At 62.2% G+C, this 12,286-nt stretch carries 12 protein-coding genes; 1 reads left to right on the forward strand and 11 read right to left on the reverse strand.

What is annotated here, in order from left to right:
• Position 1 precedes the first annotated feature (1 nt).
• From BWP39_RS08805 to BWP39_RS08855, 11 genes are all read right to left on the reverse strand, one after another.
• Positions 2-343, reverse strand: coding sequence for a DUF3613 domain-containing protein (locus BWP39_RS08805; RefSeq protein ID WP_096718983.1), 342 nt, complete (start codon positions 341-343; stop codon positions 2-4).
• Positions 344-367: 24 nt separating this feature from the next.
• Entirely contained in the window at positions 368-1,159 is a 792-nt protein-coding gene (locus tag BWP39_RS08810) for a tetratricopeptide repeat protein (protein WP_096719697.1), read from the reverse strand.
• 65 nt (positions 1,160-1,224) lie between these two features.
• Positions 1,225-2,208, reverse strand: coding sequence for a type II secretion system F family protein (locus BWP39_RS08815; RefSeq protein WP_096718985.1), 984 nt, complete (start codon positions 2,206-2,208; stop codon positions 1,225-1,227).
• Positions 2,209-2,210: 2 nt separating this feature from the next.
• A complete protein-coding gene (locus BWP39_RS08820; RefSeq protein WP_096718987.1) occupies positions 2,211-3,242 on the reverse strand; it encodes a type II secretion system F family protein in 1,032 nt (343 codons plus the stop codon).
• Entirely contained in the window at positions 3,235-4,605 is a 1,371-nt protein-coding gene (locus BWP39_RS08825) for a CpaF family protein (protein WP_096718989.1), read from the reverse strand. The genes BWP39_RS08820 and BWP39_RS08825 overlap by 8 nt, the downstream gene beginning before the upstream one ends.
• A 3-nt stretch (positions 4,606-4,608) precedes the next feature.
• Positions 4,609-5,850, reverse strand: a complete 1,242-nt coding sequence (locus BWP39_RS08830) for a fimbrial protein (RefSeq protein ID WP_096719699.1) — start codon at positions 5,848-5,850, stop codon at positions 4,609-4,611.
• 114 nt (positions 5,851-5,964) lie between these two features.
• On the reverse strand, positions 5,965-7,371 hold the full coding sequence (locus tag BWP39_RS08835) for a type II and III secretion system protein family protein (protein WP_096718991.1): 1,407 nt from the start codon (positions 7,369-7,371) through the stop codon (positions 5,965-5,967).
• A 39-nt stretch (positions 7,372-7,410) separates the two neighbouring features.
• Complete coding sequence (gene cpaB, locus BWP39_RS08840) at positions 7,411-8,328, reverse strand: Flp pilus assembly protein CpaB (protein ID WP_235851408.1); 918 nt, start codon at positions 8,326-8,328, stop codon at positions 7,411-7,413.
• Positions 8,329-8,416: 88 nt separating this feature from the next.
• Positions 8,417-8,920 (reverse strand): TadE/TadG family type IV pilus assembly protein, encoded by a 504-nt coding sequence (locus tag BWP39_RS08845; protein ID WP_096718995.1) that lies wholly within the window; start codon positions 8,918-8,920, stop codon positions 8,417-8,419.
• Positions 8,917-9,417 (reverse strand): A24 family peptidase, encoded by a 501-nt coding sequence (locus BWP39_RS08850; protein ID WP_096718997.1) that lies wholly within the window; start codon positions 9,415-9,417, stop codon positions 8,917-8,919. The genes BWP39_RS08845 and BWP39_RS08850 overlap by 4 nt, the downstream gene beginning before the upstream one ends.
• A gap of 126 nt (positions 9,418-9,543) precedes the next feature.
• Positions 9,544-9,726, reverse strand: a complete 183-nt coding sequence (locus BWP39_RS08855; protein WP_096718999.1) for a Flp family type IVb pilin — start codon at positions 9,724-9,726, stop codon at positions 9,544-9,546.
• A 648-nt stretch (positions 9,727-10,374) separates the two neighbouring features.
• Here BWP39_RS08855 and BWP39_RS08860 point away from each other — a divergent pair.
• Complete coding sequence (locus BWP39_RS08860; RefSeq protein ID WP_096719701.1) at positions 10,375-12,090, forward strand: collagen-like triple helix repeat-containing protein; 1,716 nt, start codon at positions 10,375-10,377, stop codon at positions 12,088-12,090.
• Positions 12,091-12,286: the final 196 nt, after the last annotated feature.

A 12,286-nucleotide genomic window follows, 5' to 3' on the forward strand; every position in this document is an offset into this window, starting at 1 on the left:
ATCAGTTCGACGGCGACTGACTGCCTGAGCCGCTGCCGCTACCCTGATTGAGCGCCGATCCGTACAAATCGGGAATCTTCGACTTGAACGATTCCATGTATCGCCGGTAGGCCAGCCCTGCTTCCTCGCCAAGCATCGGTCGTGCAGGCGCAGCAGCCACGTTGCTGCGCTGCAGTTCGATCCACGCCTTAGCCGCGTGTCCGACTTCGCTGTTCGGCACAGCAGGCGCCGCCGACGCATCCTGTGCATACGCCGTCTGCATTGTCGCGCCCGCTGACGCTGCCGCAGTCAGCACGCTCAACGCAAGCGCACGTGCATATCGAGTCATGTTGCTGTTTTTCATGTCACCCCCTGATACTTCGGTCCATCACTGCGCGAACCATTGCAGCAATCTCGGCGCTGTCTCGACGCTATGCGACGGTATGCTCGCGACCGATCCCGTCGTGCGTACGCCCTGCGACAGCGTTACGTCGAGCCGTTTAGCTCGTTCTGCAGCGACCACTTTCTTCGCGTCGGAACGAATCGCTGCGCATACGTCCGGCGCCATCTTCTGCTGGTTCATCAGCGCCTGTGCCTGTCCTGCTTCCCCATCTGCAAGCAGATACAGCACGACGTTACTCATAATCCTGTGATTGTTCTGATCGAGCTGCACAGCCTTCATCAACGGCACACGTGCTCCATTTACGTCGCCGGCGCGCAACTGCGCATAGCCGAGATCGGACAGCGTCACTGCGTCGGTCGGCACGAGCTGCGCGGCCTGCTGCAGCTGCTGCACCGCCTGCGGAAAATCGCCTGACGACCCCGCAATCAACCCCAGACCGCGATGACCGCGTGCTGCTAGTGGCGTCTGCAGCAGCTGCGCATACGCAGCCGCGCCCGCAGCCGGCTGATCGGTCATGCGCAGCGCGTCGGCACGCAGTGCGATCGTATCGGGCGAAACACCGTACTGCTTCTCATACGCGTCGATATGCGCAAGCGATGCGAAGTACAAACCCTGCTGCTGCATCCGGTCGATCAGACCGAGGTACATGCCGGGCGTATCCGGCGCGGCCGGCTTGTCTGCTTGCTGCATCATCGCCTGGCGCTCTGCCTGTGGACCGACGCCATAGCCTGACAGTTGTGATGCGCACGCGCCCAGCAGCGCTAGCCCGAGCGCCATGCCCAAGCGGCTTGTCACCCATACAACACGTCCCACAGTGAGATCGAAAACCATGTCTCTCTTCCTTACCGATGCATCGACGCCAGCGAATGCGTGACAGCCAGCACGCCGGGGCCCGCGGTTATGATCAGTAGAGCCGGCAACAGTGTGAGGATCATTACGCCGGTCATTTTCACCGTGAGGCGACCAATCCGCTCACGCAGCATCGCGCGTCGCGCGTCGCGCAACCGGTCGCCGAACTGCTTGAGCGGCTCCTGCACTGCGCCCCCGTGACGGTCCACCTGAATCAACAGACGCACAATCGCCCGCAAATCCTCATTGCCGTAACTCGACGCGAGCCGGCTGAATGACTGTTCGCGCGTGCGGCCGGTCGCGAACTGCCTCTGCGCAATTTCGAGCTCGCTGGACAGCACCGGCAACACACCACGAAAATCATTCACCATCACCTGCAGGCTCTGATCTAACGACAGTCCGACGCCCTGTAGCAGACGCAGCAGGTCAACGAGCATCGGCAACTCGTCGACGACCGTGCGGCGCCGCGATGCTGCCCGCCGCCGCAGCAATATCTTTGGCAGCATGAACCCCGCTACCAGCGCGATGATCAGGTAGAGCACATAACGCGGTCCTTCGACGTACGCCCCCGCAAGCAGCCCCACCAGGATGGGTAACGCAACCGCCCCAGCAATGCGCGACATCAGGAACAGTCCGCGTGTACGCGTGTCGATGAAACCGCACTGTTCGAGCAGGCGCCGGTCTTCCTCGGCCACGATCTGCCTTCCGAACGGCGTATCGAGCCAGCGAATACCCGCGTTCGCGAGATGCTCCAGCGTCCCTTGGAAGCCGGTCGCTGCGGCGGTCTTCTGCCCACCGGATACGGCCGTACCGCCGCTCGCGGCGGCCGCCTGCACGGCACGCCGATCGAGCGCCTGCGCTAGCGTGCGCGCGCTGCGCTGCTCTGCAACGATGCGCATCAGCACGATGCCGGCTACGATCAGCAGGGCGACGGCGAGGAGCGCGAGCGCAAGCGCGGCGAGACGAAGCGGGTCCATGGTCATTTTCTCAACCTTGCGAGCCGGTACAGCAGCCATGCGCCGAGCACCTGCAGGCCGAATGCCAGATAGACGAGATTGCGGCCTGTCGGGTCGTACCACATCGCACCAAAATAAGCGGGATTAGTCAGGACCAGGAAGCTGCCGATCCCGACCGGCAGCAGCGCCAGCACGAATGACGACAGCTTGGTCTCAGCGGTCATCGCCGTCAGTTCGCGCTCGGCCTGTTCGAGATCGCGCATGAACGACGCCATCCGGTCGAGCATCACATCAGCGCGACCACCGTATTTGACAGACAGACGAAGCACCGCACCGACCAGCTCGAGTTCACTGGCACGATAGATTCGCGCCACGTGATAGAGCGCCCGATCGATCTCGACTCCGGTACGCAGCATCCGCGATACATGATCGAGACATTCACGCAGCGGTGCATCGGTTGTCTGCAACGACGCCTGGAATGCCGCCGGCACACTGTTGCCAAGCACGATCAGCCGCACGATGCCATCGAGGAAAGACGGTAGTTGCCGCACGATCAGTTGTCTGCGCTTCTGCGAGCGCCAGGAAATGATGAAATAGAGCAGGAAGACGCAGCCGGTCAGCATTGCGACGGCGGCGGGCGCCCCGCCCTCATGCGCGGCCCAGACGCACAACGCGACGCTGATTGCGACAGCCAGCACCGCCGGAATACGCGCGTCAGCGATACCGGCACGGCTCATCGTCGTTGCGAAGATGAACGCCAGCCGCGCGCGCAGGTATTGCCACTTTGCCGGCCAGGACGAATCGGCGGCCAGCGCCTGTGGCTCTACCGGGCCATATCCGCTCGCGGACCGCGTCGATCCGGGGGCGACCGGAACAACCGTCGCGCCGCGCACCAGACCGGGACCGCCCGGCTGGGCCGTCGCCATCCGGCTGTCGATGAAACGCTCCGTGCTCGCCTGCCCCTTGTGCTGCGCGCCACGATGCAGCACGAGCAGCGCCCCCGCCACGCACACCAGTGCGAGCGCGGCGAAGACCAAGGCGGCGACGCTAGACATTGAAGCCCCCGCCGAACCCACCCGCGTTGCTGCCACCAAAGCCACTGCTGAATCCGCCCGAAGCCGCCGGCGTACCGCCCAACACCTGCCTGAACCGCGCGAGCTTCGGCGAGTGCGGATGAATACCGAGGGATACCCACTGGTCGATCTCTTCACCCTCGGCCGTCGTCACAGGCTCGTAGCGGTACAGCTCTTGCGTGGCGATAATGTTGTCGGAGAGCCCTGTTACTTCGGTGATCGACAGGATGCGCCGGCGACCATTCGATAACCGTCCGATCTGCACGATGAAATCGATCGCATTCGCGATCTGCCGACGCAAACTCGACTCGGTGCCCTGAAAGCCCGCGAAGCCCGCCAGCATTTCGAGCCGGTACAGACATTCTCGCGGCGAACTCGCATGCACCGTACCCATCGAACCATCGTGGCCAGTGTTCATCGCTTGCAGCATTTCGAGCACTTCACCACCGCGCACTTCACCGACGATGATCCGATCCGGGCGCATCCGCAGCGTGTTACGCAGCAGGTCACGAATCGTCACGAGCCCCGTGCCATCGAACCCTCCCGGCCTGCTTTCGAGCCGCACCACGTGCGGATGGTTCAGCGACAGTTCGGCCGTGTCTTCGATGGTGACGACCCGCTCGACTTCGGGGATGTGAAACGCCAGCGCATTGAGCAGCGATGTCTTGCCCGAACTCGTCCCCCCAGACACCAGGATGTTACAGCGCGCCTGTACGGCCGCCTCGAGCAGTGCGCCGATCTCCGGGTTGTAGGTGCCGTTGCCGAGCAGATCGCCGGGACGCAGCGGGTCTTTGCGGAACTTGCGAATCGACACGATCGGCCCGTCGATCGACAGCGGCTCGATCACGACGTTGACCCGGCCACCGTCCTGCAAGCGCGCATCGACCATCGGGTTCGACTCATCGAGTCGCCGCCCGATCGGCGCGAGAATGCGCCTCACGATACGCAGCAGGTGCGCGTTGTCGGCGAAGCGCACCTGGATCTTCGCCAGGATGCCGTGACGCGACACGTACACGTCGTTGTAGCCGTTGATGAGTATGTCCTCGACCGCCGGATCGCTCAGCAGATCTTCGATCGGGCCGAAGCCAGCGAGCTCCTTCGTCAACGCCTCGGCGATCAACCGCACTTCGCTCTCGTTGATCGGAATCCGGCGCAGCCGCACGAAGCTGTCCATTTCCAGGTCGACGAACTGGTTGATTGCGTTGCGCGACCAGCGACCGAACTCTGCACCGAGCTCTTCGATCCGCGTAAGCAGATGCTCGTGCGCAGCGTTCTTGATGTCCTGGAACTGCTGGCTATGCGCGAACGCAGGTGCGTCGTCGGCAAATTCGATATCTTTTGCCATCGTCTATGACCGCTTCTGTGAGGTTGGAATTAAATGCCTGAGCGCGCCAAGCGCGGATCGGCCCCGCGAGGACGCTGCGGTCGGCGCCGCACCACCCAGCCGTTCAACGAGCGGCTCGAGCGCACGCACATACGGATCGCGCGCCACCGCATCGGCCAGCAACTGCCCCTGGTTCGCCGCCTGACCGAGTGCGACGCGCCGCTCTGGCAACGTCACGAGCAGCGGCACATCGAGACGCTGCACGATCTGCTCGACAGTGAGGCTCAACTTCGGCTCGTACTTGTTGACGATCAACCGGACGTTGTCCATATCGACGGACTCTTCGCGCAGCCCGTCGAGCACCGCAGCGGCCGATACGATCGACGCCACGCCCTGATCGCAGACCAGCCAGGTTTCGTCGGCGGCCTGTACAACGTTCGCGATGAACTCGCTGTTGGTGAAACCGCCGAGATCAACGATCTGCTGATCGAAGAATGCGCGCAGACGGTTCAACAGGCCAACGGATGCGGAATAGGACACCTCACGCATGTCCGCGAGATTCGGTGGCAGTGTCGTCAATGCAAGGCCGCTCGCGTGTCGCGACAGTGCGGTGTGCACGAAAGTCTGATCGAAGCGGCGCAGATTGCGTACGGCTTCGACGAAATTGAATTCGCTGCGCGTATTGAGCAACAGCGTACCGTCGCCTTGCGGCAGACCGAGATCGAGAAGCGCAGCCTGCCTGCCCTGAGGCACGTCGCGCCGCTGCACGAGCACGGCAAGATTCGCAGCGAGTGTGCTTACACCCATGCCGACACGCGCACCGAGCAACACCGTGATGCGGCCGTGACGACTAACCGGTTCGACGAGATTGTCGATCGCCTGGCGTGTGATGCGCAGCGCGTCCTCTGCCGGCGCGGACAGATCGACGAAGTCACGCACGCCGGCACGCAACGCGGCCAGCGCGCTTTCGGGTTCTGCCAGAGAGCCGACCGCCACGATCTGCAGCCCAGGGTTCGCCGTACGGACGGCGCTCGCGGCCACGCTGGCCGCAGCCGCTCGACCACCTGAAAAATCGATGAATACCAGCGACGGGTTCAGCGTAGCAATCCGCTGCGTGAGTTGCGCAGGGTCGAGCGTTGCAGCCTCGACGGCTCCCGCTGCGACGAGCGTACCCGCGAGCCAGCGCACGTGCTCGTCCGCCAGCGAAGCAAACACGAAGTAATCGGTGATCGCTCGCTCAGTCAACGAATGCGTTCTCGCGTTCATGATGGACATCCTCCGGCGACGCCGACTGGAACAAGAAAGGCGCCGCCACATCGTCATCCGTACCGAAACCCGGCACGGCCCTGCATATCGTTACGCACCGCATCGCGCTCATCGTCATTTCGAAAATCCCGGTGCGGCATCGGGCGACAACGCGCCGCCGAGGAAAGAACGCCACACGGGCGCGTTGCGCTGCTCGCTCTGTTCACCCGGCGTCGACGGCAGCGCAGCGCCCTTCGCGATCGGTGACACCAGGTGCGGTGTCACGATGATTACGAGTTCCTTGTCCGTCTGTTGATAGGTCAACTGCTTGAAGAACGCACCGATGATCGGCAGGTCGCCGAGCACCGGCACCTTGTTGACATTCGACGCGGTCTCGCGATCGATCAGGCCGCCGATCATGAAGCTCTCACCATCACCGAGTTCGACAGTGGTATCGGCGCGGCGCGTCGTGAGCGCCGGCACCGACACGCCGCTGATCGTCACAGCGTTCGTGAAATCGAGCTCGCTTGCTTCAGGCGCGACCTTTAACGCAATACGGTCCGGGCTGAGCACGGTGGGCGTGAGCGTAAGACCGACGCCATAAGGTTTGTATTCGATCGATGTCGTACCCAAACCCTGCGGCACTGGCACTGGAATTTCGCCGCCGGCCAGGAAGCTCGCGCTTTGCCCCGATAACGCAACAAGCGTTGGCTCTGCGAGGATACGTGCCAGATTGTTTGCTTCCATCAGGCTTAGATCGACTTGAATACCCCGCGTCGCCGAGTTGAATACCAGGTTGAAGGCCGACGAAATAGGCATGGTGGAGTTGAACTGCGGTGCTTGACCCAACGTAGCTGACGTGAGCGACGATGGTGAGAACGAACCAAACGTAAAGCCATTGTTCTGCTTCAGGATATTCAGCCCCACCTCTTTTAGCACCGACCGGCTGAACTCGACCACACGCACGTCGACCTGGACAACCGACCGCGTCCCGATAGTCGACGTATCGTAGATCCCACTGGCGTCTGCGCCACCTGCTTCGACGCCTGCACCCTTTCCGCCCGAACTGGCACCGCCTTTCGATACGCGCTGGCCAGCCTCGATTTCTGCGGCGGCAACGGCGCGCTGATGAGTTTCCATCGTCGAGGCGGACCCGGAAATCAGCGCCGTGTCGCCAAGCACTTTTACGTTCGGCGTATCCGGGCCGATCAAGGTCCGCGATGCAGCCGCTGTCACGTTGACCGTATAGGCAAGCGGGACATCGGTGCCACGTTCCCACAGCATCAGATTGGTCGTGCCCGGCGACTTGCCGATCAGCAGCACACCGCCGGCCTTGTCGCCTTTCACGATCAGCACATCGGCGACCGTCGGGTCGCCGATCGCTATGCGGCGCAAGGTATGTCCGCGCGCGACGATCTGCTGCGAACCCACCGAGACGTCAAGCGTCTGCGGCACGCCAGCGGCCTCGCTCGTCGCGGAAATGATGAGCGAAGCACCCCAGAGTACCAACGTCGCAAGGCAGGCCGAAATCTGTTTCTTCATATTCTTATGATGGCGTTTGAGCGCCACTCCCTGAAGCTACTATTGGGCAACCGTCTCAGTGCGCCCGCCCCGTATCACCTCGATACCGCCACCGGTGTGCTGGACCCTTGCGACCGGAGCGGTGAAGTGCGCTGGTACGATCGACCGACCGCCGCCGACACCTGACAACGCATCGAGTGCGATACCCGCCGCCGCGCGCGTCGAATCGCTGGCGGACGCGCCCTTCGCAAGTGCCGCGGTCTTGATTACCTCCGGTAGCGGTGGGAATGCTGACGGATCGACCGTCTCGTCATCGCGTGGATTACGCAGCGCAAAGATCAGGCGGCCCGATGTTTCAGCAAGCGTCACTCGGTCAACGTCGGAGACTGGGATCGCAAGCACGGCCGTGCGCACCATACCGTTTGGATCGTTGCCGTTGTCGTTGCCCGTGGTCGCATTCCCGAACGCAAGCACGCGCACCTTCGAAATCAACAGGCGTGCCTGGGTAGTGTCGATTTCACCGCCGCCGTTTGTACCGTCGCGCTTGAGGGTGAAGAACACGTCGACGAGATTGCCAGGACGCAGGCGGTTGCCGACCGCATTGCCGTCGTCGACGCGCACGGCGAGCGCGCGTTCACCTGGCGTGATCTGTTCGGCCATGCCCGATGACAGTTGAGATTCGAGCACGGGCGAATCGGCGCCGATGTCCGACGCAGGAATACGCCCTGCGAGCAATGATGGGTCGGTAAACGCGCCGCTGGGATTGATGGGTAGCGACTGGACGCGCAGTGCATCCGCGGTGACCGGTTTGCCAGCGGGCAACAGACGGGTCGCGACCACGACAGGAAAACTGGTCTGCACGACAGAAGCCGGCGGTGCCGGTGGCGGCCGACGCGACAGCATCCAGGCAAACACGCCAAGCAGCAGTGCCAGCACGATCAATGCTCCTGCAATGATCCGGGTCAGTTTCGGCATGATGGTCCGCGCAATGAAATGGTCGCGTCCGCTCGACTGTTCAGCCGACGCGAACGATGTGACAACGGAGAACGAGGTGCAAGCGCGTCAGTCAAAGTATGCTCACCGGGTTGAGTTGCACCGTCGCGCTACTGGATAGCTGGCCCGGCAAGATTCCACTGAGCAGCGGCAGATTCGGCACGAGCGGGTGATTCGCATAGTCATAGTTCACCGTGACCGTGATGCATTGCATCGACGCGGCGGAGGCGGCGCAGGGAGCCGACACTGCAGTACCGCTCACACCACGGCTGATCATCGGCGCAGCCATACTTACTGCTGCGGTGGAGGCAGCGCTCACACGCGCCGCAATCGCCAAAGTCACACTGCTTGCCGCTTGATAATTCAGTGCCGCGCGGGCCCCCTCTTCGCTAGCAAGCGTCAGGTTTTGTTGAGCAACAAAGATGAGACTGAACGTGACGATCGCGTAAAAGATAGCGAAAAACAGGGGGAACACTACCGCAAACTCGACAGCTGTCGCCCCGCGCTGCGGTTGTCGCGAAACGGTGCCTCTCCGTGATACGTCACGCACTGTCGATTGCTTCACAGACAGACTCATTGCACACCTCCAGCAACCACTTGTAAGCCAAGCCAGACGACAGCAGGCAAAGTCAGACAGGCAGCAAATGGCGTAGAACGTTTGCCCACGAGTTCGAAGGTAGCTGCTTTGCTACGTACAAGCGAGGCTAGCCTCGTACGCGTTGTAATCAGCAACCAGACCGCATGAACACCGGCAATGAGACTCGCGACCACCCACAAACCTAGTAGCGCATGCATGCCGCACCATGCACCGAGGACTGCAAATACCTTGACGTCGGCTGCACCCATCATTCCGAGCGCGTAGAACGGCAGCAGTGCGACAAAGCCGATCGCCATGCCAATTGCTGCCTGCATTGGCGCAAGACCGAATGGACTGTGGTGAAGGAAGGCGCTCGCAAACGCGGCTGCCAGACCGGCACCGACGAGCGCATTCGATACACGTCGACTGTGGCAGTCGCTTAGCGCGACCGCCACAGTCCACGCGATGAACAGGAGGCTGTTAACTGGCACGTTCATCCCAGACTCGACAGGCAGAGCAAAACGTGTGAATCGCGCAAGCGATTCACACATCAATTGATAAAAATTGCCTGTATGCCCAGAGCAAGAGCCGTTGAACTCGTGATCCGGGCCACATCCGCCCGGTTAGCCGCCGCCGCTCGCGGTAGTAGGTAGCGCTGCTGCGACCGCGTTGAATGTGTTTATGAGCGCGGTTTTTACACCAGTGGTTGCCGTCACGATACCGATAGCAATCAACCCGGCAATCAAGCCGTATTCGATCGCGGTAACCCCTTTGTTTTCTCTCAGGAACTTAGTGAACTTTTTCATTTTCTTGCCCTCGGAACTTCATCTATTCGTTGTGGTTTGCGGACTGCTCCCGACGCTAGCGATAGTTCGGTGGTTCTCTCTGCCACCGATCTAGTCCTCGGCTAACACGCCAGGTTTATTGCAGCCAGCTTCTCTTATGCAAAAGAAATATGGCCGTCTGTTCGATATCGCGCCCCCCTCGTAATCTTTAACGCTCTCAGGTTTTATAGCGTATCAATCATTTTTAAGCAATTATCCGACGCGCCAGGCCCCGTCGTTGTTGATCGATCCCGCATAAGAAGATTAGCGTTTGCTCATGTGCGAACGCACATAGGACTAACCATACGTTAGATTCGCTCCACTAATTAGGCGTTTGAACCTCTTGTTTCAAGCATCACGCCGTCTCCACGTCACCTTCGTTACGCAGCCCATCGTAACGCTACCCATCGCCCGTTACGTTACGCCGGCTCCGCACACGCCTCGTATTTGCCTTTTTTAACATTTCTATTGCTTTAGCAGGCACTCCATCGATTGCCCGCAAACGCCCACTGCAATTACGTCTACGACTTACATAGAAAAACGACGCATCAATTCGCATGCGAAATGGCACGGCTGTTGCAGAGAAAGAGCCGCGGTACCACCCAACTACATACGCAATGCGAGGGCAACATGAACATTCAAACGACCAATGGCGGGTTACGGATCACAATCATCGCGGCCACCGTAGCAGCCATGCTTTCACTTAGCGCCTGCGGCGGCTCGGGAACACTCAGCCAGGGCACCGGCGGCGATAGCGGCAGCGCTTCCGGTAGCGGCACCGTCACCACAGGCGGCGGCTCAGGCGACACGACCGGCAGCGGCTCGGGATCGAGTAACGGCAGCGGCTCAGGCACAGGAACCGGCACGACTGTCGGTAGCGGCACAGGAACAGGAACGGGGACCGGCACAGGTACGGGAACCGGCACGGGCACAGGAACAGGAAACGGCAGCTCCCCGGCAGTACAGGTCAATGCCATCGGCACAGTCGTCGCAAAGACGGGCGGTGTCGTCGGCGACGTTGGCTCGACGGTGTCGGGTCTCGGCAGTGTGATCGCTTCGCAGAACCTGCCGATCGTCAGCGCACAAACCACGAAAGCCCTGGGCGGTGTCGTCCAGAACGTCGGTGCAGCCGTATCGACTCTTGGCAACGGCGTCACGCAAGGTCTCGGACAACTCGGCACGGGCGGCAACGCGGTCGGCACAACGGTGTCGAGCCTCGGTGGTGTCGTCGGTAATCTCGGTGGTGCGGTCTCCAGCACGGGCAACCTCGTGTCGAGCCTCGGCACGGGCCCGCTCGCCCCGCTCGCTGCACTCACCACGCCGCTTGGCGGCCTCGTCAACACCCTCGGCGTTGCCGTGACGAATGGCGGTAGCACACTCACCAACGTGCTCTCCACCGGCCCTGTAGAGCAGATCACGCAAACGGTCAGCTCGGCGATCACGCCGATCACATCGATGGTCGCTTCCACCACGCAGACAGTCGGCACCGTGACGGGCCTCGGCGCACCGCTCAACGGTCTGCTCGGTACGGTCGGTAACGGCCTCGGCACAGCCGGCAAGCTGCTCGCTGGCGCAGGCGGCAATCCGGTTACGACGGGCCTCGGCAACGTCGTCACCGATACCGGCAAGATCGTCGCGTCAGCCGGCGGTCTCCTCGTGGGCGGCAGCGGTACGAATCCGCTTGCGCCGATCACCGGTCTGCTCGGTGGCTTGACGGGTGGCTCCGGTAGCAGCAGCGGTGGTCCGCTCTCGCCAATCACCGGTTTGCTCGGCGGCTTGACTGGTGGCTCCGGCAGCAGCGGTGGTCCGCTCTCGCCGATCACGGGTCTGCTCGGTGGTCTGACCGGCGGCTCCGGCAGCAGCGGCGGTCCGCTCGCTCCGGTCACGGGTCTGCTCTCCGCCGTCACCGGCACGTTGAGCGGCGCAGCCGGCGGCAGCAGCGGTCCGCTGGCTCCGGTTACCGGTTTGCTTTCGAGCGTAACCGGCGCATTGGGCGGCGTAGCAGGTGGCGGTACGACCGGCAGCTCAGGTGGTCCGCTCGCTCCGGTCACAGGCCTGCTCTCGACGGTCACTGGCGCATTGTCGAGTGCGACAGGCGGCAGCACCGGTCCGCTCGCTCCCGTCACCGGTCTGCTCACGGCAGTAACCGGCGCGCTCGGCGGTATTGCCGCACCGGCCGCTGCCGCAGTCGCACCGGCAGTGACCACGGCATCGACCGGTGCAGGCACAGCGCTCTCGGCGACGAGTGGTAGCAGCAGCGGCAACGGCGGCGCGAACAATCTGCTGGCGCCAGTGACGTCGCTGCTTGGCGGCATACTCGGCGGTCTCAGCGGCGGCAAGAAGTAACAAGCGTCAACCACGACACAGCCGGGATGCAGCGCGTCACACCCGGCTGGTCAGCGCAAGGCACGGTAGTTCAAGATGCATAGCGCAACGGCGCGCGGAGACCTTCAACCATCGCACCAGAACAAACAGCGAGGAGCAGCTTGCCTGATCAACGGCTCTTGACCTCTCACGCGGCCCGCACGACGCTCGCGTCGTT

It is taken from the genome of Paraburkholderia acidicola (assembly GCF_002362315.1).
In the GTDB taxonomy this organism is placed as follows: Bacteria; Pseudomonadota; Gammaproteobacteria; order Burkholderiales; family Burkholderiaceae; genus Paraburkholderia; species Paraburkholderia acidicola.

Bases quoted from the DNA above. Each gene is read 5' to 3' on its own strand.
- BWP39_RS08805 (WP_096718983.1), bottom strand. From the start codon at position 343: ATGAAAAACAGCAACATGACTCGATATGCACGTGCGCTTGCGTTGAGC.
- BWP39_RS08810 (WP_096719697.1), bottom strand. From the start codon at position 1,159: ATGGCGCTCGGGCTAGCGCTGCTGGGCGCGTGCGCATCACAACTGTCA.
- BWP39_RS08815 (WP_096718985.1), bottom strand. From the start codon at position 2,208: ATGGACCCGCTTCGTCTCGCCGCGCTTGCGCTCGCGCTCCTCGCCGTC.
- BWP39_RS08820 (WP_096718987.1), bottom strand. From the start codon at position 3,242: ATGTCTAGCGTCGCCGCCTTGGTCTTCGCCGCGCTCGCACTGGTGTGC.
- BWP39_RS08825 (WP_096718989.1), bottom strand. From the start codon at position 4,605: ATGGCAAAAGATATCGAATTTGCCGACGACGCACCTGCGTTCGCGCAT.
- BWP39_RS08830 (WP_096719699.1), bottom strand. From the start codon at position 5,850: ATGAACGCGAGAACGCATTCGTTGACTGAGCGAGCGATCACCGATTAC.
- BWP39_RS08835 (WP_096718991.1), bottom strand. From the start codon at position 7,371: ATGAAGAAACAGATTTCGGCCTGCCTTGCGACGTTGGTACTCTGGGGT.
- BWP39_RS08845 (WP_096718995.1), bottom strand. From the start codon at position 8,920: ATGAGTCTGTCTGTGAAGCAATCGACAGTGCGTGACGTATCACGGAGA.
- BWP39_RS08850 (WP_096718997.1), bottom strand. From the start codon at position 9,417: ATGAACGTGCCAGTTAACAGCCTCCTGTTCATCGCGTGGACTGTGGCG.
- BWP39_RS08855 (WP_096718999.1), bottom strand. From the start codon at position 9,726: ATGAAAAAGTTCACTAAGTTCCTGAGAGAAAACAAAGGGGTTACCGCG.
- BWP39_RS08860 (WP_096719701.1), top strand. From the start codon at position 10,375: ATGAACATTCAAACGACCAATGGCGGGTTACGGATCACAATCATCGCG.